The following is a 20,108-nucleotide window of genomic DNA, read 5'->3' as shown; positions in this document are numbered from 1 at the left end:
TGCGGGGCTTAAGGATTGCTGCGGGTGGTGGGCGGCCCGGGTGGTGTGTGGGACCCGGACCCGGACCCGGACCCGGGGCAGGCCGGCCCCGGGTCCGCTTCGTTAGCGTCCAAGCCCGCCAGCAGAGCTCACGATGGGGGCTGACCCGTCGCCGCGGCAGCCGCCGCCGCCATCGACCGATCACGGCGACGCCCAGCGGGTGCTGCTGATCCGCCTCCCCTGCAATCCGATCTTTCCGATCGGACCGATCTACCTGGCCGATCACCTGCACAAGCGCTTTCCACGCTTGCCCCAGCGCATTCTCGATCTGGCGGCAGTGCCCAGTCTTGATGTGGAGCGCGTGCTGCTGCGCACGGTGGACGCCTTCCGCCCCACGCTCCTGGTGTTCTCCTGGCGTGACATCCAGATCTATGCCCCGGTGGACGGCCGGGGCGGCAACCCGCTGCAGAACTCCTTCGAGGTGTTCTACGCCGCCAATCCGCTCCACCGCCTGCGCGGTGCCCTGGGGGGCCTGAGGCTGATGGGCGCTTTCTACGGGGAACTCCGGCGCAATCTGCGCCTGGTGCGTCGGGGGCTGCGCCGGGCCCGGAAGCACCACACCGCCGCCCGGGTGGTGATCGGCGGCGGGGCGGTGAGCGTGTTCTACGAGCAACTGGGCCAGAGCCTGCCGGCGGGCACGGTGGTGTCGGTGGGGGAGGGGGAGCCCCTGCTGGAGAAACTGATCAGCGGCCAATCCCTGGCCGCTGAACGCTGCTATGTGGTGGGCGCCCCCCCCCGGGCGGGGCTGATCCACGAACAGCCGGCGGGGGTGAGCAAAACCGCCTGCGACTACACCTACATCGCCTCGATCTGGCCCCAGCTCGACTGGTATCTCGAAGGGGGTGATTTCTACGTGGGCGTGCAGACCAAACGCGGCTGCCCCCATAACTGCTGCTATTGCGTCTACACCGTGGTGGAGGGCAAGGCGGTGCGGGTGAATCCGGTGGAAGATGTGGTGGCGGAGATGCGCCAGCTCTACGATCGGGGCGTGCGGGGGTTCTGGTTCACCGATGCTCAGTTCATTCCGGCCCGCCGCTATATTGAGGATGCCAAGCAGCTGCTGCGCGCTATCCAGGCCGCCGGCATGGGCGATATCCGCTGGGCCGCCTATATCCGGGCCGACAATCTCGACACCGAGCTGGCCGAGCTGATGGTGGCCACCGGCATGGACTACTTCGAGATCGGCATCACCTCCGGCAGTCAGGAGCTGGTGCGCAAGATGCGCATGGGTTACAACCTGCGCACCGTGCTGGAGAACTGCCGCCGGCTGGCCGGGGCCGGCTTCCGTGAGCACGTCTCGGTGAACTACTCGTTCAACGTGATCGACGAGCGGCCCGAGACGATCCGCCAGACCATCGCCTACCACCGCGAGCTGGAGCGCATCTTCGGGGCCGACAAGGTGGAGCCGGCGATCTTCTTTATCGGCCTCCAGCCCCACACCCATCTGGAGCAGTACGGCTTCGACCAGGGCTTGCTGGAGCCCGGGTACAACCCGATGAGCATGATGCCCTGGACGGCCCGCAAGCTGCTCTGGAACCCCGAGCCGATGGGGAGCACCTTCGGACGGATCTGCCTGGAGGCTTTTGAGCGCAACCCGAAGGACTTCGGCCGCACCGTGATGGATCTCCTGGAGCGCGACTACGGCCGGGCCCCCCTCCAGGAGGCTCTGCATGCGCCGGTGGAGGGCCGTGGTGCCCTGGCCACGGCGGTGCGCTGAGGCCCTGCTCTGCTGAGCCTGGACGCACCCCCTTGCCCCTGGATCCATTCGAGCGTCGGGAGTGATCGGGGGACGTCACCGCCTCCCTCGCCGAGCTCAGCAAGGCTGGGGATGGGACCAGGCAACGGAACATTGATTTCTATGACTTCTCTTCCTCCAGAACGATCATCGCCGTGAACTGGACAGTAGAAAGAAGGAACAATCCATGGGGTGAGGATTTGTAAAGAAAATGAGCGGTTCATGCCGCCTTCTTTACCGATCACAAGCCTTTTGAGATTGCCGTCCTCTATGCACGAACAGAACAGTGACTTATTTCACGCCCATCGCTGACGACCTGGCCGAGGGTGTTTCAGGGGGCATTCTCAATCGATCATTTAACTCCAATCGGGAGGTCACGTATAACGTGGAGCTCAATGTTTCGATTGATAATAGTGACAACTCGCAAACGACCGTCAACTCGCTTCGGAATCGTGGGATTTCCGGCAATATGCTCAGTATCAGTGTGATCCGGCAGTTCCTCGCTGCTGCCCAGGCTCCTGCCTGATTCACCCATTGAAGATGCCGGGGAGTGATTCAGAGCCCTGCGGGGGCTACCCCGCAGGGCTCTGAATCACTCTTGCTTCGGAAGACACGTCGGGTCCACGTCCAGTCATTGATCGGTCATTTGGGGTCAAGATCGGCACGATCAGACTGTTGCAATCACCAACATCGGCAACAAGCAGGACGATCTGCCAGGGCTTATCTCTCCAGGACCTTGGTAAAAAAAAGGCGCCGAGCGATCGGCGCCTGGGTAGATCAAAGGATTGGGTTGTGGCCAGGCCATTCCCAGCTTTGCGTTGAGAATTTCTTGGCCCTGGGTCCAGAACCTGATTCAGGAGCTGAAGCTGACCGTGGCGCCGTTGCCGGAGAAGCCACGGTTCGAGATGCGATTGGCGCTCTGCTTGCGGTTGTCGGAGTTGTCGGAGTTGTCCGTGGTGGTTGTGGTGGTCGTGGTGGTCCTGCTGCGGTTGAACGAGCGGTTCAGGAAGCCACCCGAGATGCTCTGGGTAGCCGCGTCGTCAATCAGGGTGAAGTAAGCCATGGTTGCAAGAGAAGAAAAAGTGAAGCTGGGCTGTGGTTATGGGACTGAGGCACCAGGTCAACGGGAAGATCCCCATGGGCAGGTGCGGAGATGGTTCTCCATAGGCACCGGTGCAGGATCCGATGGGATCCAGGCAGGATCTGCAGGCTTGAACTGGAGGCCTCGGCTCACCATGTCTGAACACTAGGTACAAAACTGGTGAGCCCCAACCTGGCGATCAAAACTGAAATAAACTTCAGGTTTGTTTACAGTTTGCTGTAGGCGGTGTTAGGCATGAACCGTCTCGCTGTTATGCGCGATACCTCCCATTTGGCATGTTTGAGGCAAGGGCTCGTGAGTGTGACGGATTATTGATTGCGCGCTGCATCGGCCTGTTTCGCTGTCTTGAGTGAAGCGGCGATTGACCTCTCTGCTGGCCTGCGCTCAGCCAACTCTTTCGACCAGAACTCAGAGAATTGTAAGAATCTCTTACGAAAGTCTAGGGCGGCGGGCGATGTGTTTCGCTTCATTTACGACGTTTTGTTGGCGGCGCGGCTTAGGGTTAACCACACCGCTATTCCTGTTGGGGCTTCCCGCTGCCCATGCCCCGTTACGCCTTCGTCGAGCAGCATTCCGAGGAGGATTGCGGTGCCGCCTGCGTTGCCATCGTGGCCCGGCAGCATGGCCGCAACCTGCCCCTCTCCCGGGTGCGGGAGCTGGTGGGCACCGGTTCCCTGGGTACCACCCTGCTCGGGCTTCGCCGCGGTGCGGATGCCATCGGCTTCCAGGCCCGGGCGGTGCGAGCCCAGCCCGATCTGCTTGAGCACCTGGATGCCATCCCATTGCCCGCCATCTGTCATTGGAAGGGCAACCACTGGGTGGTGCTGCATGGGCGCCGCCGGCGGCACTATGTGATCGCGGATCCGGCGGTCGGGCTGCGCCGGCTCTCCGAGAAGGAGTTTCTGGAGGGTTGGAGCAACGGCGTGATGCTGCTGCTTGAGCCCGATCGGCACCGACTGGCCGAGCAGGAGGAGGCCCCGAAGGCCCCGTTCCTGCGTTTCCTCCGGCTGGTGCTGCCCTACCGGGGGCTGCTGCTCCAGGCCCTGGCGATCAATGGAGTGATCGGCCTGCTGGCCCTGGCGATGCCGTTGCTGATGCAGCTGCTCACCGACGATGTGCTGGTCCGGCGCGACACCCAGCTGCTCACCAGCCTCGGGCTGGGCATGTTGGTGCTGTTCCTCTTCCGCAATCTGATCTCGTTGCTGCAGGGCCACCTGGTGGGCCATTTCGCCCAGCGGCTGCAACTGGGGATGCTGCAGGAATACGGCCACCAGCTGCTGCGGCTGCCGATGACCTATTTCGACAGCCACCGCAGCGGTGAGGTGGTCAGTCGGATCAGCGATGTGAACCACATCAACGGCCTGATCGGCGATGTGGTGCTCGGCCTGCCCAGCCAGCTGTTCGTCGCCCTGGTGTCGTTGCTGGTGATGCTCACCTACAGCCCGGCGCTCACGGCCGTGTCGCTGCTGGCCTTTCTCCTGGTGGTGAGCGCCAATCTGGTCTTCCTGCCGGCGCTGCGGCAGAAGACCCGCCGCCTGATCGTGAAATCCGCGGAGAACCAGGGCTTTCTGGTTGAAGCTTTCCGCGGCGCCCAGGTGCTCAAGACCACCGAGGCCACGCCGCAGGTCTGGGATGAGTACCAGCGCAATTTTGGAACGTTGTCCCATCTGCGCTGGAAGACCCTGCAGCTGGAGCTGTTCGGCTCCACCACCACCGATCTCCTCTCTAATGCCACCACCCTGGCGATGTTGTGGTATGGGAGCAGCTTCGTGATTGCCGGCAAGCTCAGCATCGGCCAGTTGCTCGCCTTCAACGGCATGGGCTTCAACGTGCTGGGCTTCCTCGGGGACCTGGTGGGCTTTGCCGGGGACTTCATCACCGCCCAGGTGGTGTTCCATCGCCTCTCGGAGGTGCTCGATGGAACGGTGGAGGATCCGAACGCCGCCAAGAAACCCTGGGTGGCCCTCCCACTGGGCAGCGAGATCCGCTGCCGCAATCTCAGCTTTCACCATGCCGGTCGTCTCGACCTGCTCAAGGAGTTCAACCTCACGATCCCGGGCGGCTGCATGACCGCCCTGATCGGGGAATCGGGGTGTGGCAAGAGCACACTGGTGAAGCTGCTGGCAGGCCTCTATCCGCCGCAGAGCGGAACCATCCATTACGGCCCCTATGGCCTCAAGGACATCTCGCTGGAGTGCCTGCGCCAGCAGGTGGCGCTGATTCCCCAGGACCCCCAGTTCTTCAATCGAACGATCCTGGAGAACTTTCGCTTCACCTATCCCGATGCCGGCTTCGACCAGGTGGTGGCCGCCTGTGATCTGGCCCTCGCCGACGGATTCATCCGGGACCTCCCCGACGGCTATCAGACCGTGCTCGGGGAATTCGGCGCCAACCTCTCCGGAGGCCAGCGGCAGCGCCTGGCGATCGCCCGGGCCCTGGTGGCGCGGCCCCCGGTGCTGATCCTCGATGAGTCCACGGCGGCCCTCGATCCCGGCCTGGAACGGCGGCTGCTGGATCGGCTCCTGCCCCTGCGCCAGGGCCTCACCACGGTGATGATCAGCCACAGGCCCAGCGTGATCCTCCGCTGTGACTGGGTGGTCTACCTGGAGCAGGGCCAGGTCAAGTTCCAGGGCCCGCCCCAGGAACTGCAGGATTTCGAACCGCTCACCCCCTATCTCCTGCCGGCATGAGTGACCTTCCCCCCGCCGATCAACCCTCCGGTGAGTCCCTGCTGGCGGTGACCCCGCCGGCGCAGCCGCCGGGGCGGCTGGCCGTGCGGCCGATCGATGCCGGCCTGGTGCTCAACGCCAGCACCGCTGAGGAATTCCTGCCCTCGGTGAGCCCCTGGGTCCGGGCGCTGGGGCTGGTGATGGTGGGCAGTTTCGCCGGCGGGATCGCTCTGATGGCCGTGTGGCCCTACCGGGTGGTGGTGCGGGGGGTGGGCCTGATCCGCCCCAGTGGGGAAACCAGCGTGATCCACGCTCCCTTCTCCGGCCGGGTCCGCTCGATCAACGTCCGCCTCAATGAGACGGTCGCCCGCGGCCAGGTGATCGCCGTGCTCAATCCGGCCGATCTGGTCGGCAAGGAGGCCCAGCTCGATTCGACTCGCACGGCCCTGGAGCAGGAGAAGGCGGCCCTGGGACGCCAGAATGAGGCGGCCCTTCAGGGGGCCCAGCTCGAGGTGCGCAAAGCCGAAGCCGCCCTCACCCTGGCCGAGACCGAGGCCCGCCGCTACCAGCAGCTCGCCTCCAGTGGAGCCGTCTCGGCCCAGCAGCTCGATGAGCGCCTGGCCAGTGCGGCGGTCGCCCGCTCGAACCTCGATCAGGCCCAGCGGGCCGTGGAGGAGCTGCGCTCCAAGAGCGAAGCGGATCTGTCGCGGATGGTTCAGCAGTTCGCGGCCAACCGCGGTGAAAGCTCCCAGATCCGCCGCGATCTGGGCAGCTCGACGATCCGCTCACCTGGAGAGGGGGTGATCCTCTCGCTTTCCCTGCGCAACCCCCAGCAGGTGGTGGCCACCGGCGAAGAGCTGGCCCGGGTGGCGCCCAGCGGCCGGGAGCTGGTGGCGAAGGTGCGGGTCAGCTCCCAGAACATCGACAACCTCGCGGATGGCCAGCGGGCCGATCTGCGGATCGATGGTTGTCCCTATCCCGATTTCGGCACCCTCCGGGCGAGGGTGTCCTCGGTCTCTCCCGATGTGGTGCCGGTTGAGGGGGGCAATGGTGGGGTGAGCACCGATCCGGGCTCCCCGGGCCTGCCCGCCGCCGGCTCGCCGGGCTTTGAGGTGACCCTGCAGCCCCAGGCCACCAGCCTGGAGACCCCCACACGCCGCTGCCTCGTGCGCCCCGGCATGGCGATCACGGCTGACATCACCACCCGGCAGGAGACCGTGCTGCAGTTTCTGCTCCGCAAGGGGCGCTTCCTGCTGCAGCCCTAGCCCGGGCCGGCCCCGGCAGCTGCCCCGCCCCCGGCCAGCGACCGCCGCCGCACCCAGAGCAGGGCCCCAAGACCGGCCCAGCCCAGCAGGCCTCCGATCGGATTGGGATCCGCTCCGCCCGGTCCGGCCAGCCAGAGCGGCACGGTGGGGTCGATCTGGAGCGGACCGGCCAGCAGCGAGAACCATCCCCCCACCAGACCACCATGCAGACCGACGGCCCCCCACAGGGAGCCGCGATCGGCCCGGCGTTGCAGCCCCAGGGCCAGCCCCAGCAGCAGCAGGCCCACCAGCAAGCCGGCCATCGGCGCGAAGCCCAGGTTGAAGCGGGTGTGGGCCAGGCTGAACACCACCGCCTGGGCGATCAGGGCCCGTTGATCGCCCAGGCGGCCTCCCCCCAGGCGCAGGCTCAGCTCGCCCCAGAGCCAGCCTCGGAACACCAGTTCTTCCGCGAAGCCGACCCCCAGGATCAGCAGGACGGCATTGCCCACTTCGGCCGGCGTCAGTCCGCCGCTCCAGCGGGCCTGACCACGGATCAGCAGCAGGCCCGCCACCAGCAGGAGCAGCAGCAGGGCCATGATCAATCCCCGCAGCAGGGAGCGCAGGCCGACAGCCCAGCCCACGGCCACGCCGAGCGCCCGCCAGGGCCGGGGCTCACCCCAGACCGTCCCCAGGCGCAGCGGCAGGGTCAGGAGCAGCAGGGCGAAGGACACGACCGTGCCCAGCAGGGCGATCTGATCGGCTCGCCAGCCGCCCAGCACTCCGACCGCAGCGACAGGTTGCACGGCCAACCAGCCGAGGCCGTAGAGCAGCGGCAGATAGAGCAAGGTGCCGATCCAGCCCAGCCAGGCCCGCCTTGGCACTCAGCTCTCCGGCTCGATCGTGCTCGTGAGCCCCTTGGCCTTGAGCGTCTCGCTGTAGAACTCAGCGGGCTCCAGATCGCAGACGATCACCAGACCCACGCCCGTGTTATGGGCTTCGAGCATCACGGCGATGGCGTCCTGCTCACTGAGGGACGGCACCACCTGGCGCAGGGTGGTGACCACATACTCCATCGAGTTGACCGGGTCGTTGTGCAGCAGGACCCGGTAGCGGGGGGAGGGCTTGCGGACCCGCTGCACCTCCTTCTCGATCACCGCGGCCCCCCCCGGGGAGCGGGTTGGGGTGGAAACAGCCGTTGGCGCCGGAACAGGCATGGGTGTCGCTGTCGACAGGGCCCGATCGCTCAGGAGCGTAGCCAAATTACGCGGCCCTCCCCGGGGTGGTAGGCAGCAGCGAGCCCCGGGCGATCCGGGCCATGGCCTCCTCCACGTTGAGCCGGCTGTTGAAGGCCGAGAGACGGAAGTACCCCTCCCCGGCGGAGCCGAAGCCGCTGCCGGGGGTTCCCACCACGTGGGCCTCGGCGAGGAGACGATCGAAGAAGGCCCAGGAATCGAGGCCGGCCGGCGTGCGCAGCCACACGTAGGGGGCGTGCTCCCCTCCGTAGACCTCCAGCCCCGCTGCGCTCAGCTCCCGGCGCATGATCGCGGCGTTCTCCATGTAGAACCTGGTCAGCGCCTTCACCTGGGCCCGGCCTGCCTCCGAGTAGACGGCTTCGGCACCCCGCTGCACGATGTAGCTCACGCCGTTGAACTTGGTGCTCTGCCGACGGTTCCACAGCCCCCACAGCTCCACCGCCTCTCCGTCGGCGGTCGTGCCGCTCAGCCCCCGCGGCACCACGGTGAAGGCGCAGCGGGTTCCGGTGAATCCCGCAGTCTTGGAGAAGGAGCGGAATTCGATCGCGCAGCGGCGGGCTCCCTCGATCTCGTAGATCGAATGGGGGAGCTCGGGATCGCGGATGAAGGCTTCGTAGGCCGCGTCGAAGAGGATCAGGGCATCATGCGCGAGGGCGTAGGTGACCCAGCGGTGGAGCTGGGCCCGGGTGGCCACGGCTCCGGTTGGGTTGTTCGGGAAGCAGAGATAGATCAGGTCGACCCGGCCCTCGGGCAGCGGAGCTTCGAACCCATTGGCGGCGGTGATCGGCAGGTAGGTGAGACCGCCGTAGCGGCCGGCGTCGTCGGCCTCGCCGGTGTGCCCCGCCATCACATTGCTGTCCACGTACACCGGGTAGACCGGATCGGTCACAGCGATGCGGTTGTCCGGCCCGAGGATGTCGAGGATGTTGCTGCTGTCGCACTTCGAACCGTCGGAGATGAAGATCTCGTCGGCGCTGATCGGGCAGCCGCGGTCCTGGAAGTCATGGCGGGCGACCGCTTCCCGCAGCCAGGGGTACCCCTGCTCGGGGCCGTAGCCGTGGAACCCCTCCCGGCTCCCCATCGCCTCGATCGCCTCCGCCATCGCCGTCCGGCAGGCGGCCGGCAGGGGTTCGGTCACATCCCCGATGCCCAGGCGGATCAGCCGGGCCTCGGGATGGGCCTCCGCGAAGGTCGTCACCCGGCGGGCGATCTCGGGAAAGAGGTAGCCCGCCCTGAGCTTCCGATAGTTGCCGTTGATCTGGACCACTGCCGCGCCCGCTGCTTCTGCTGCCGGGCATCCTCCTATGGCGCCGGGTCGGGTGGCGGTTGGGCGGCCGGCAGGATCCGCCCTGCATACGATCGGGATGAGCCCCTGCCCCTGCCGCCGTGACCGTCGCCCCCGCGAGCGAGCCGATCGGGCACCGGCCCGTCGCCTTTGATCGGCTGGTGGGCCGCGACATCGCCCGGCCGGGGCGCTACCTGGGCCATGAGCGGGGGGTGGAACCCCGCGACTGGCAGGCCGCCGCCGTGCGCTGGGCACTCACCTACCCCGATCTCTATGAGGTGGGCGCCAGCAACCTGGGTCACATCATTCTCTATTCCATCCTCAACACGGTTCCCGGGCAGCTCTGCGATCGGGCCTATCTACCGGCGGCCGACCTCTCCGCCCGGCTCAGGCAGAGCGGGGAGTCCCTGTTCGGTGTGGAGAGCCGCCGGCCCCTGGCGGCCTTCGATCTGCTGGGATTCAGCCTCAGCTATGAGCTGGGCGCCACCAACATCCTGGAGATGCTGGATCTGGCCCGAGTGCCGATCCACGCCGCTGCCCGGCGTGATCTCCCCCTGGCCGATCCGGGCGCGCCGCCGCTGATCTTCGCCGGTGGCCCCACCGCCACCAGCAACCCCGAGCCCTATGCCGCGTTCTTCGATTTCATCGCCCTCGGGGACGGCGAGGAGTTGCTGCCCGAGATCGGTCTGGTGGTGGCCGAAGGCAAGGCGGCCGGTCTGAGCCGATCGGACCTGCTGCGGGATCTGGGCCAGGTGCCGGGGGTCTACGTGCCGGCGCTCTACGCCCCCGGGCCCGATGGCGTCACCCTGGCGCCGCTGCTGCCGGAGCTGCCGCAGCGGGTGCTGCGCCGGGTGGCCACCCCCATGCCCCACTACGGCATGGGCCTGGTGCCCCACATCGAAACCGTCCACGACCGGCTCACGATCGAGATCCGCCGGGGCTGCACCCGCGGCTGCCGCTTCTGCCAGCCGGGCATGCTCACCCGCCCGGCCCGCGACGTCGAACCCGAGGCGGTGATCGAGGCGGTGGAAACGGGAATGGAGCGCACCGGCTACTCCGATTTCTCCCTGCTCTCGCTGAGCTGCTCCGATTACCTCGCCCTGCCGGCGGTGGGGGTGGAGCTGCGCAACCGTCTGGCGGAGCACAACGTGAGCCTCACCCTGCCCAGCCAGCGGGTGGATCGCTTCGACGCCAACATCGCCCACATCCTGGGAGGCACCCGCAAGGCCGGGCTCACCTTTGCCCCGGAGGCGGGCACCCAGCGCCTGCGCGACATCGTCAACAAGGGCCTCAGCGATGCCGAGCTGCTGCGGGGCATCCGCACCGCCATGGAGAGCGGCTACCGCAAGGTCAAGCTCTATTTCATGATCGGTCTGCCGGGGGAAACCGACGCCGACGTGATCGGCATCGCCGACACCTGCCGCCGTCTTCAGCAGCAGTGCAACGATCTCGGCCGGCTGGAGCTGAACCTCACGATCAGCAATTTCACCCCCAAGCCCCATACCCCGTTCCAGTGGCACAGCGTGTCCACCGCGGAGTTCCTGCGGCGGCAGGAGCTCCTGCGCGGGGCTCTGCGGCCGCTGCGGGGTCTCAAGGTCAACACCACCGACGTGCGCCTCTCGGCGATGGAGGACTTCGTCGGCCGGGGGGACCGGCGTCTCGCCACCGTGCTGGAAGCGGCCTGGCGAGCCGGCGCCGGACGGGACGCCTGGTTCGAGACCATCGAGGCCACCGATGCGGCCTGGAGAGGTGCGATCGAGGCGGCGGGGCTGGGGGGGCGCTACCGGGCCCTGGAGATGGGGGCCTGGAGCGCCGCCGAAGCGATGCAGGGCGCCGAGCTGGCCGCCTTCTGCCGCCAGCCGTTGCCCTGGGATCACATCGATTCCGGGGTCGACAAGGAGTGGCTGGCCGAGGATCTGGCCCGGGCGCTGGCCGCAGCACCGGTTCCCGACTGTTCCTTCGATGGCTGCAGCCACTGCGGGGTCTGCGGCCCGGACTTCGGCCACAACGTGGTGGTGCCCCCGCCGCCCGTTCCAGCCCCCGCTCCCCCCCGGGCCCCGGCCAGTGAGCGGAGCCAGCGGCTCCGGTTTGGGTTCGCCAAGACCGGCTCCTTCGCCCTGCTCAGCCACCTCGACACGGTGCGCCTGCTGGAGCGGGCCCTGCGCCGCAGCGCCCTGCCGGTGAGCTTCAGCGGCGGCTTCCATCCCCTGCCGCGGCTCCAGCTGGCCCTGGCCCTGCCCCTGGGGGTGGAGGCCAGCGGCGACTGGCTGGACCTGGAGTTTTCGGCACCGGTGGATCCCGCTCTGGCCCTGGAGGGGCTGAACGCCCAGCTGCCGGCGGAGTTCCGCCTGCTGTCCGTGCTGGAGGTGCCCGTCCAGGGTCCGAGCCTGGCCCAGGAGCTGGAGGCGGCTGAGTGGAGCGTGGAGCTGCGTCCGGCGCCGGGCGGGGCGGCGCTCCCGGCGGAGGCCTGGAGCGCCGCCGTGGACGATCTGCTCGCCGCCGGCAGCCTGCCCTGGGAGGACACCGACAAGAAGGGGCGGCCGCGACGGCGCGACTGCCGCCCCTACCTCCTGGCCCTGGAGGCCCACCGGGAAGCGGGGGGCTCCTGCGGCCTGCGGATGCGTGCCGCCATCGATGCCCAGGGCCGCGGCCTGCGGCCCGACCAGCTCCGCCACTGGATGGAGCAGAGGCTGGGCCGACCGCTCGACCTTGGCCGGGTGCGTCGGGAGCGGCTGCTGCTCCGCCCGGCGGCCCGATCCGTCGGTGTCTGCGTGCTAACGTCGCTTCAAGACGGCAGATCCGTCTGTGGTTTTCAATCTGCAGACGCCGCCCTACGGCCCACCGCTCCGTAGGCCCCTACGGCCCACTTGCCCGTAGACACTGTTGCGACATCCGGCCGGTCATCGCGTTCCGGCAGATTCGACGTCAAGGGAGGTTGATCCTCCTGAGGATGGTCCCCATCAGGTTTTCTCTTCCGTCTTCATCCCCGCTGTTGCAGCAGTCGAGCGGCTTTGCGGCACGCTCTGCGCGACGGGTCTTCCCTCAGGGATCCATTCCCCTACCAAGGCAGGGCTCCACTGAGCCACCCCCCTATCCTCCATGCCCCAGCAGATCGTCATTGCGGAGCAACTGCGCATCGCCGCGGTGCTCAACGACGAACGTGTTGAACAACTGGTTGTCGCTCAGGGCCGCTACCAGATTGGTGATGTCTATGTCGGCCGGGTCGAGAACGTCCTCCCCGGCATCGATGCCGCCTTCGTCAATATCGGCGAAAGTGAGAAGAACGGCTTCATCCATGTCACCGATCTCGGTCCGCTGCGGCTGAGAAAGGGGGCCGCCGGCATCACCGAGCTGCTTGAACCACGCCAGAAGGTGCTGGTTCAGGTGATGAAGGAGCCCACCGGCACCAAGGGACCGCGCCTCACCGGCAATCTCACCCTGCCGGGTCGCTTCCTGGTGCTGCAGCCCCATGGCCAGGGGGTGAACATCTCCCGCCGCATCAACGGCGAGAACGAGCGCAACCGGCTGCGGGCGCTGGGCGTGCTGATCAAACCCCCCGGCGCCGGTCTGCTGGTGCGCACCGAGGCGGAGGGCATCAGCGAAGACCTGCTGATCGACGACCTGGAGATGCTCCTGCGCCAGTGGGAGGGCATCCAGGAGGCCGCCGAGACGGCCACACCGCCGGTGCTGCTCAACCGGGATGAGGATTTCGTTCACCGGGTGCTGCGTGACCTCTACACCCCGGATGTGCTGCGGGTGGTGGTTGACACCCCGGCGGCGGTGGCCCGGGTCAACGCCTTCCTGGGCGCCGATCAGGCCAACCTGCTGGTCGACCACCACGATGAACCGACGGACATCCTGGAGCATTTCCGGGTCAACGCCGCGATCCGGGATGCCCTCAAGCCCCGGGTGGATCTTCCGTCCGGTGGCTACGTGATCATCGAGCCCACCGAGGCGCTCACGGTGATCGACGTGAACTCCGGTTCGTTCACCCGTTCGGCCAACGCCCGCGAAACGGTGCTCTGGACCAACTGTGAAGCGGCCGCCGAGATCGCTCGCCAGCTCAAGCTCCGCAACATCGGTGGTGTCGTGATCATCGACTTCATCGACATGGAGTCCCGTCGCGATCAACTGATGCTCCTGGAGCATTTCACCCAGTCCGCACGCGACGATGCGGCCAGGCCCCAGATCGCCCAGATCACTGAACTCGGCCTGGTTGAACTCACCCGCAAGCGCCAGGGGCAGAACATCTACGAACTGTTCGGCCGGGCCTGTCCCAGTTGTGGCGGCCTGGGCCATGTGGCCGTGCTTCCCGGCAAGGACACCCTGCAGCCGCTGGCCACCGTCACCGGTCTGGTGCGCTCGGCCGCTTCGGCCCGCGCCGAGGTCGCCAGCCCCAATGGGGTGGAATCCAGTGGGCGTCGCCGTGGTGGCCGCGGTGGCCGTGGAGGCCGCTCCAGCGAGACGGCTGCCGTCGAATCCCAGCCGATGACCGCTGCCGCCTCCGAGCCGGCACAGTCCTCCCTGCCGCTGGATCTGGCCAGCGTTTCCAATGGCGTTGCCCCCGAAGGCGTCAGCCGACGCCAGGACCCCGATCTCGTGGCGGTTCCCATGGATTCCGAGCAGGAGCTCGTCTATGGCTGGATGGGTCTGAGCCCCGCCCTGCTGCTGGATCCCCCCCCCGCTGGGGAGAATCTGATCGTGCGGGTGGTCCGACCCGGCGAAGACAGCACCACCGTGCTGGAGAATGCGCGCCAGCAGCTGGCGTCCTCCGGCTCCCGCCGCCGCCGCCGCGGATCCCGCGGTGGGGGCGACGGCGGTGGCCGCTCGGGCCAGGAGGACGGCTCCAGCCGCGAAGATGCAGCCCCCGCCACTGGCACTGCCCCCGTTACCGCCACCATCACCGCCCCCGGGTTGGGCGCGGAGATCCCGGCGGCCGTCGCGGTGGAGATCACCCCCCTGGCCGCCGGCCCCGAGACCCCGGTGCCCGTGTTCCCCGCGGTCGTCGAGGCCCCGCTCGTGCAGGTGCCTCGCGGCCGTACCTCCCGCTCGCGCACCGTCACCGGCCGGGCCACGACCCTGGAGCTCGACCTGGTCGAGGTCGCCCCGCTGCGCGACAGCACTGCGCCGGAGGCCCCGGACCTAGCCGAAGCGGCCATCGATGGGTTGGAGGATGGCGCCGAACCGCGCCGTCGCCGTCGCCGCTCGTCCGCCGTCTGAATGGGGGGCGACCCCCTGGAGGCCCAGCTCCGCACTCCCTTTGCCGGCTTCGATCCCGGCGTCTGCGCGGGAGTGGATGAAGTGGGCCGCGGGGCCCTGTTCGGTCCCGTCTTCGCCGCGGCCGTTGTGTTGCCCGGCTCCGCCCTGGCCCCCCTCGCCGCCGCGGGCCTCACCGACAGCAAGGCGCTGTCGGCCCGGAGGCGTCAGCGGTTGCTGCCGTTGATCACGGGCCTGGCCCGGGCCTGGGGCCTGGGCCAGGCCTCCGCCCGCGAGATCGACCGCGATGGAATCCGCGCCGCGACGGAATCCGCCATGCTGCGGGCCCTGCAGCGGTTACCTGCCACGCCGGCGCTGGTGCTCGTGGATGGGATTCTGCCGCTGCGGCCCTGGCGGGACCCCCAGCGCACCCTCGTGCGGGGGGATCGTCACTGTCTCGCGATCGCCGCGGCCAGCGTGCTGGCAAAGCAGACCCGGGACGCCCTGCTCCTGCGGCTGGCGGCCCATCACCCCGGCTACGGCCTGGAACACCACGTGGGCTACGGCACCGCCGTCCACGGCGACGCCCTGCGGCGCCTGGGCACGACCCCGCTGCACCGCCACAGCTTCCTGGGCCGGCAGCTCAGCGGTGCTCGCACCAGTGCTGGAAATCCCTGAGCAGGTGCTGACGCACCCGGGTGCGGATGCCCAGCAGCACCCCACCCAGCAGGGATCTGCCGGTGGCCTCCAGCACCCTGGGCGGAATCAGGGACAGCACCGCCGGCCGGCTCACGCTCACCGCAAGCCGCGCTTCCCCCTCCAGGCCCGTTGCGCCCGCCTCCAGCCAGGACTCCAGGGTCAGCCGGAAGTCGTCCACCAGCTCCAGCCCCTCGAGATCGCAATCGAGGGCCTCCAGCTCCAGGCGGCCAGGCTGCCGCTGGGTCTGGAGCTGGACCACCGGCTGGATCTGCAGCTGGAAGACCTGGAACCGTGTCACCTCGTAGCGGTACTGCCCCGGGCCCAGCCGGTGCAGTTGGCTGGGATCCAGCAGCGCCTGGATCACCCGCTCCTCGTCGTCGAGATAGGTCGCCAATTGTCCGGCCTGGTCGCCGCACACCGGGAGGCTGAGCTGCTGGCTGGCACCGAAGGCCAGGGTCATCGCCTCGTTCCGGGGGGCGGCGGGGGATGATCCTATCGAGCGATGCCCACCCGGTTCCCCATGCGCCTTGCGTTTCTTGGTCCCAGCGGCACCTATGGGGAGCAGGCGGCGTGGCAGCTCGCCACTCTCGAAGGGGTCGAGGCTCCCGAACTCCTCCCCCAGAGCGGCATCCGGGCGGTGGTCAAGGCGCTGGCGGAGGCGCGTTGCGACGGGGCGGTGGTGCCGGTGGAGAACTCGGTGGAGGGGGGCGTCACCGCTTGCCTCGACGGGCTCTGGGAACACCCCGAGCTGCGCATCCGGCGGGGTCTGGTCTTGCCCATTCGCCATGCCCTGCTCGGCAGTGGTCCGATCGAGCGGGTCAGCGAAGTGCTCTCCCATCCCCAGGCCCTGGCCCAGTGCAGCCTCTGGCTGAGTGAGCGTCGTCCTGCGGCGTTGCAGCTGCCGACGAGCTCCACCGCCGAGGCGGCCCGGCTGGTGGCCGGCAGCCGCTTCCGGGCCGCCGTGGCCTCACGCCGGGCGGCGGCGGAGCATGGCCTGGAGGTGCTGGCCTACCCGATCAATGACGTGCCGGGCAACTGCACCCGCTTCCTGCTGCTCCAGCGCCAGGACACCACCACGGCGGCGGATCCCACCCTCTGCAGCCTGGCCTTCTCGCTCCACGCCAACAGCCCCGGAGCCCTGCTGGAGGCCCTGGGCTGCTTCGCGCGCCGCCAGCTGAACATGAGCCGGATTGAATCGCGGCCCTCCAAGCGGGAGATGGGCGAATACATCTTCTTCGTGGATCTGGAGCTGCCCGCCGACCCTGCCCTGCTGGAGCCGGCGATCGAGGAGCTCAGGGGGCACAGCCGCCACCTGGCCCTGTTCGGCACCTACCCCCTCACCAACCTGTCGGAGGAGGAGGACCCGACGGCCTGATCCGACCGGAGGGGGGTCGTCCGGCAGCGGAAGACGCCGAAGGCCATCAGACCGGTGCGGAAGGCCCAGTGCATCAGCAGCAGGGTGGGGGTCTCGCGCAGACCCTGGAGGACTGCGGCGGGCCCCAGCCCCAGCACGGCTCCGGGGCGCCTGAACCCCTCGAGGATGGAGTCGATCCAGGAGGGCAGGGTGGCGGTGGTCCAGTCGTCGCTCTCCACCGTCAGCTGGTCACTCCATGGACTGCGCTCCAGATTGCGCCGGAACGACGGGATGCTGGAGAACTCGGGATGGGCCCACTGGTCGAGCAGCTGACGCATCACCCAGCGCTCCAGAGCGGTGGGTGGAGCCTGGGTGGGATCGCGACGGTTCCAGTCGGCCACCACCAGCCGGCCCCCCGGGGCCAGCACCCGCAGCAGCTCGTCGGCATAGCGCTGCTTGTCAGGCATGTGGGGACCGGCCTCCACGCTCCAGACGACCGCGAAGCTCGCGGCCGGCAGCTGCAGATCCAGGGCGTCCATCAGCTCGAACCGGCAGGAGAGGCCGGCGGGGGTGAGCTGGCGAGCCCGCTCGATCTGGGCCGGGCTGATGCTGATGCCGAGCACGTCGAAACCGTAGTGGCGGGCCAGGAGCCTGGCGCTGCCGCCAATGCCGCAGCCCACGTCCAACAGAGTGGTGCCGGGCGGCAGCTGATCGAGGCTGCCCCAGCGCACCAGTTCATGCACGAAGGCTTCCTTGGCGGCGCGGAAATCGGTCGGAACCGGTGGGGCGCCGTAATGACCCAGGTGGACGTGCTCACCCCAGAGTCGCTCCAGCAGGCGGTCGGAGGTCCAGCGGTCGTAGGCGTCGGCGACGCTGGCGCCGGAGCGGTATCGACGATCCCTGCGCTGCCAGAGGGCCAGGGCCAGGGCCAGCAGGGCCACGGCGAGGGCCGACGCCAGCAGGGCCGTCAGCCAGGGGGCCAGGGCGATCAACCGGGTTCCTGCCTGGGCTCCCCCAGATCCTTGAAGGTGTCCTTGAGCACGGTGCGGGCGGCCAGCTGGCGTCGGGTCTGGTCAAGCAGGGTGAACTCCTGCCGCAGCCGTTCGCCCGTGTCGGTGAGCTCCAGCAGGGCCTGTTGGTGATCCGCCACGGGCCCCCCCAGATGGGAGCCGATCCAGAAGGAGAGCTCCCGGGGCAGATCAGGAAGATCGGTGGGCAGGGAAGTGGGTTTTCCGATCAGTTTGCCGGTGAGATCCACCACGTCGCGAAGGGCGCGGGTGACATCTTCCGAGAGCTCCCGGAGGACCTCGCCCTCATCAGGACTGCTGTCTTCGATCCAGCTCACCATGGCGACCCGGAATGGAGCCTCCCGCACCACGTCAAGCACCCGGAACCGCTGCTGGCCGAGGGTGACGATGTTGCTGCGATCGTCGTCCTGGGTCTGACACTGCAGGATCTCGGCGCAGCAGCCCACCGACGCCATGCGCTTCTGCTGTGGATCCCAGCGGACCACCCCGAAGCGACGGTCGGTTTCGAGCACCGTGCGCAGCATCATGCGGTAGCGCGGCTCGAAAATATGGAGGGGAAGCACCTCCTGCGGGAACAGCACCACATCCGGCAGGGGGAAGAGTGGGAGTTCCCTCACGGCCAGATCAGTCACGGACGTCCTGCGGAGCGGCGAAGTGGGGGTGGAAATGGACTGGGGCTGGGGGCCGCCGCGTTGGCTCTGGATCCTAGAAAAAAAAGGACCCACCGCGAAGGCAGGTCCGAGAATCGACAGGCGGCTGGGGTGGACGGCCCTGGGGCCGCTCTCAGAGCTTGACTTCAATATCGACGCCACTGGGAAGATCCAGCTTCATCAGGGCATCAATGGTCTTGGAGGAGGGGTTGTAAATATCGATGATGCGACGATGCGTGCGTGTTTCAAAGTGTTCACGCGAATCTTTGTCCACGTGGGGGGAGCGCAGCACGCAGTAAATCTTGCGCTTGGTGGGCAAAGGAATCGGACCAATGGCCGTGGCAGCGGTGTGATCGGCCGTTTCGATGATCTTTTCGCAGGATAGATCCAGCATGCGGCGGTCGAACGCCTTGAGACGGATGCGGATCTTCTGCTGGGAGAGGGCGGCTGACATGGGAGGGCTTCAGAGGACGCGGGCCGAAGAAGGTCCCGCGGACGTTGGATGGTGAACCGGAGGCATCGGAGAATGTCCCGGGATTGTCGAGGTGCGCAGGGGGGGGGCTGGTGCCCCACCCCCGTCAGGTTCGATCGGTCCGATCAGAGTAGATCAGGCCACGATCTTGGAGACCACGCCAGCACCGATGGTGCGGCCACCCTCGCGGATGGCGAAGCGCATGCCCTGCTCGATTGCCACTGGGCAGATCAGTTCGGCCGACATCTTGATGCGGTCACCCGGCATCACCATCTCCACGTTGGAGCCGTCATCGGCCGTGAAGGCGGTGATCTGGCCGGTCACATCCGTGGTACGGATGTAGAACTGGGGCCGGTAGCCGGCGAAGAAAGGGGTGTGCCGTCCGCCCTCTTCCTTCTTCAGCACGTAGACCTCACCCTCGAACTTGGTGTGGGGCTTGATGGAGTTGGGCTTCACCAGCACCATGCCGCGCTCGATGTCCTCCTTCTGAATGCCGCGGAGCAGCAGGCCGACGTTGTCACCGGCCATGCCTTCGTCCAGCAGCTTGCGGAACATCTCCACACCTGTGACTGTGGTTTCACGGGTGTCCTTGATGCCAACGATCTGGACAGTTTCGCCGACTTTCACCTTGCCACGCTCGATTCGTCCGGTGGCCACGGTGCCGCGGCCGGTGATCGAGAACACGTCTTCGACCGCCATCAGGAACGGCTTGTCGATCTCGCGCTCCGGTTCGGGGATCGACTCGTCGACCGCTTCCATCAGATCAAGGATTTTGTCGACCCACTCATCTTCACCACGGATGCCCTTCCCGCCTCCCTGGATGTGCTCAAGGGCCTTGAGGGCCGAACCAGCCACGATGGGGATGTCGTCACCGGGGAAGTCGTAACTGCTGAGCAGTTCCCGCATCTCCAGTTCAACGAGCTCGAGGATTTCCTCGTCGTCGACCATGTCCTTCTTGTTGAGGAACACCACCAGGGCCGGCACACCCACCTGCTTGGCCAGCAGGATGTGCTCCTTGGTCTGGGCCATCGGGCCATCGGTGGCCGCCACGACCAGGATGCCGCCATCCATCTGGGCGGCACCGGTAATCATGTTCTTGACGTAGTCGGCGTGACCGGGGCAGTCGACGTGGGCATAGTGCCGATTGCCGGTCTCATACTCGACGTGGGCGGTGTTGATCGTGATCCCCCGCTCCTTTTCCTCGGGGGCACCATCAATATCGTCGTAGGCCTGAGCTTTGGCCTGACCGAGGGAGGCCAGCACATTGGTGATGGCGGCCGTCAGGGTGGTCTTGCCGTGGTCAACGTGGCCGATGGTGCCGATGTTGACGTGAGGTTTGTTCCTCTCGAACTTCTCGCGGGCCATTGAAGGAAAGAATCGGG

At 67.5% G+C, this 20,108-nt stretch carries 16 protein-coding genes; 7 read left to right on the top strand and 9 right to left on the bottom strand.

Annotated elements, in window-relative coordinates; translation table 11 throughout:
• Positions 1-133: 133 nt before the first annotated feature.
• A complete protein-coding gene (locus ACWJI7_RS12065; RefSeq protein ID WP_479938205.1) occupies positions 134-1,756 on the top strand; it encodes a photosystem II high light acclimation radical SAM protein in 1,623 nt (540 codons plus the stop codon).
• A gap of 871 nt (positions 1,757-2,627) precedes the next feature.
• Here ACWJI7_RS12065 and ACWJI7_RS12060 read toward each other — a convergent pair.
• Positions 2,628-2,837 (bottom strand): hypothetical protein, encoded by a 210-nt coding sequence (locus ACWJI7_RS12060; RefSeq protein ID WP_479938204.1) that lies wholly within the window; start codon positions 2,835-2,837, stop codon positions 2,628-2,630.
• Between the two features lie 581 nt (positions 2,838-3,418).
• Between ACWJI7_RS12060 and ACWJI7_RS12055 the strand changes: the two genes are divergently transcribed.
• Both ACWJI7_RS12055 and ACWJI7_RS12050 read left to right on the top strand, forming a co-directional pair.
• Positions 3,419-5,566, top strand: a complete 2,148-nt coding sequence (locus ACWJI7_RS12055) for a peptidase domain-containing ABC transporter (RefSeq protein WP_479938203.1) — start codon at positions 3,419-3,421, stop codon at positions 5,564-5,566.
• Positions 5,563-6,810 carry an HlyD family secretion protein gene (locus ACWJI7_RS12050; protein WP_479938202.1) on the top strand — a complete coding sequence of 416 codons (1,248 nt, stop codon included), beginning with the start codon at positions 5,563-5,565 and terminating at the stop codon, positions 6,808-6,810. Before ACWJI7_RS12055 ends, ACWJI7_RS12050 begins: the two co-directional genes overlap by 4 nt.
• Here the strand turns inward: ACWJI7_RS12050 and ACWJI7_RS12045 are convergent.
• From ACWJI7_RS12045 to ACWJI7_RS12035, 3 genes are read right to left on the bottom strand one after another with little or no spacing between them, the layout of a single operon-like run.
• Positions 6,807-7,670, bottom strand: coding sequence for a CPBP family glutamic-type intramembrane protease (locus ACWJI7_RS12045; RefSeq protein WP_479938201.1), 864 nt, complete (start codon positions 7,668-7,670; stop codon positions 6,807-6,809). The two genes, ACWJI7_RS12050 and ACWJI7_RS12045, sit on opposite strands and share 4 nt — an antisense overlap.
• Positions 7,671-8,003 (bottom strand): ATP-dependent Clp protease adapter ClpS, encoded by a 333-nt coding sequence (gene clpS, locus ACWJI7_RS12040; RefSeq protein ID WP_479938200.1) that lies wholly within the window; start codon positions 8,001-8,003, stop codon positions 7,671-7,673.
• A gap of 46 nt (positions 8,004-8,049) precedes the next feature.
• Entirely contained in the window at positions 8,050-9,309 is a 1,260-nt protein-coding gene (locus ACWJI7_RS12035; protein WP_479938199.1) for an LL-diaminopimelate aminotransferase, read from the bottom strand.
• A gap of 119 nt (positions 9,310-9,428) precedes the next feature.
• Between ACWJI7_RS12035 and ACWJI7_RS12030 the strand changes: the two genes are divergently transcribed.
• The 3 genes from ACWJI7_RS12030 (at position 9,429) to ACWJI7_RS12020 (ending at position 15,201) form a co-directional block, all read left to right on the top strand.
• The gene (locus ACWJI7_RS12030) at positions 9,429-12,179 is read left to right on the top strand and encodes a TIGR03960 family B12-binding radical SAM protein (RefSeq protein WP_479938198.1); all 2,751 of its coding nucleotides are present in this window, start codon (positions 9,429-9,431) and stop codon (positions 12,177-12,179) included.
• Positions 12,180-12,426: 247 nt separating this feature from the next.
• Positions 12,427-14,547, top strand: coding sequence for an Rne/Rng family ribonuclease (locus tag ACWJI7_RS12025; RefSeq protein WP_479938197.1), 2,121 nt, complete (start codon positions 12,427-12,429; stop codon positions 14,545-14,547).
• On the top strand, positions 14,548-15,201 hold the full coding sequence (locus tag ACWJI7_RS12020) for a ribonuclease HII (RefSeq protein WP_479938196.1): 654 nt from the start codon (positions 14,548-14,550) through the stop codon (positions 15,199-15,201).
• Here ACWJI7_RS12020 and ACWJI7_RS12015 read toward each other — a convergent pair.
• Entirely contained in the window at positions 15,167-15,682 is a 516-nt protein-coding gene (locus ACWJI7_RS12015; protein ID WP_479938195.1) for a DUF1997 domain-containing protein, read from the bottom strand. The genes ACWJI7_RS12020 and ACWJI7_RS12015 overlap by 35 nt on opposite strands.
• Positions 15,683-15,742: 60 nt before the next feature.
• Here ACWJI7_RS12015 and pheA point away from each other — a divergent pair, with 60 nt between their 5' ends.
• On the top strand, positions 15,743-16,597 hold the full coding sequence (gene pheA, locus ACWJI7_RS12010) for a prephenate dehydratase (RefSeq protein WP_479938215.1): 855 nt from the start codon (positions 15,743-15,745) through the stop codon (positions 16,595-16,597).
• Here pheA and ACWJI7_RS12005 read toward each other — a convergent pair.
• The 4 genes from ACWJI7_RS12005 to tuf form a co-directional block, all read right to left on the bottom strand.
• Entirely contained in the window at positions 16,552-17,565 is a 1,014-nt protein-coding gene (locus ACWJI7_RS12005) for a methyltransferase domain-containing protein (RefSeq protein WP_479938214.1), read from the bottom strand. The two genes, pheA and ACWJI7_RS12005, sit on opposite strands and share 46 nt — an antisense overlap.
• Positions 17,565-18,236 carry an LON peptidase substrate-binding domain-containing protein gene (locus ACWJI7_RS12000; protein ID WP_479938194.1) on the bottom strand — a complete coding sequence of 224 codons (672 nt, stop codon included), beginning with the start codon at positions 18,234-18,236 and terminating at the stop codon, positions 17,565-17,567. Before ACWJI7_RS12000 ends, ACWJI7_RS12005 begins: the two co-directional genes overlap by 1 nt.
• A gap of 151 nt (positions 18,237-18,387) precedes the next feature.
• Positions 18,388-18,708: a 30S ribosomal protein S10 gene (gene rpsJ, locus ACWJI7_RS11995; RefSeq protein ID WP_479938193.1), complete on the bottom strand. Its 321-nt coding sequence runs from the start codon at positions 18,706-18,708 to the stop codon at positions 18,388-18,390.
• A gap of 153 nt (positions 18,709-18,861) precedes the next feature.
• Positions 18,862-20,091, bottom strand: a complete 1,230-nt coding sequence (tuf, locus tag ACWJI7_RS11990) for an elongation factor Tu (RefSeq protein ID WP_479938192.1) — start codon at positions 20,089-20,091, stop codon at positions 18,862-18,864.
• Positions 20,092-20,108: the final 17 nt, after the last annotated feature.

Source organism: Cryptocyanus atlanticus LEGE 06306 (assembly GCF_056633155.1).
The sequence above is the reverse complement of the archived record's forward strand: the minus strand, read 5'-3'. Positions and strand labels throughout refer to the sequence as shown.

What these genes read in the sequence shown, in the direction of transcription:
- ACWJI7_RS12065 (WP_479938205.1), top strand. Translation starts at nt 134, where the DNA reads ATGGGGGCTGACCCGTCGCCGCGGCAGCCGCCGCCGCCATCGACCGAT.
- ACWJI7_RS12060 (WP_479938204.1), bottom strand. Translation starts at nt 2,837, where the DNA reads ATGGCTTACTTCACCCTGATTGACGACGCGGCTACCCAGAGCATCTCG.
- ACWJI7_RS12055 (WP_479938203.1), top strand. Translation starts at nt 3,419, where the DNA reads ATGCCCCGTTACGCCTTCGTCGAGCAGCATTCCGAGGAGGATTGCGGT.
- ACWJI7_RS12050 (WP_479938202.1), top strand. Translation starts at nt 5,563, where the DNA reads ATGAGTGACCTTCCCCCCGCCGATCAACCCTCCGGTGAGTCCCTGCTG.
- clpS (WP_479938200.1), bottom strand. Translation starts at nt 8,003, where the DNA reads ATGCCTGTTCCGGCGCCAACGGCTGTTTCCACCCCAACCCGCTCCCCG.
- ACWJI7_RS12025 (WP_479938197.1), top strand. Translation starts at nt 12,427, where the DNA reads ATGCCCCAGCAGATCGTCATTGCGGAGCAACTGCGCATCGCCGCGGTG.
- ACWJI7_RS12020 (WP_479938196.1), top strand. Translation starts at nt 14,548, where the DNA reads ATGGGGGGCGACCCCCTGGAGGCCCAGCTCCGCACTCCCTTTGCCGGC.
- ACWJI7_RS12015 (WP_479938195.1), bottom strand. Translation starts at nt 15,682, where the DNA reads ATGACCCTGGCCTTCGGTGCCAGCCAGCAGCTCAGCCTCCCGGTGTGC.
- pheA (WP_479938215.1), top strand. Translation starts at nt 15,743, where the DNA reads ATGCGCCTTGCGTTTCTTGGTCCCAGCGGCACCTATGGGGAGCAGGCG.
- rpsJ (WP_479938193.1), bottom strand. Translation starts at nt 18,708, where the DNA reads ATGTCAGCCGCCCTCTCCCAGCAGAAGATCCGCATCCGTCTCAAGGCG.
- tuf (WP_479938192.1), bottom strand. Translation starts at nt 20,091, where the DNA reads ATGGCCCGCGAGAAGTTCGAGAGGAACAAACCTCACGTCAACATCGGC.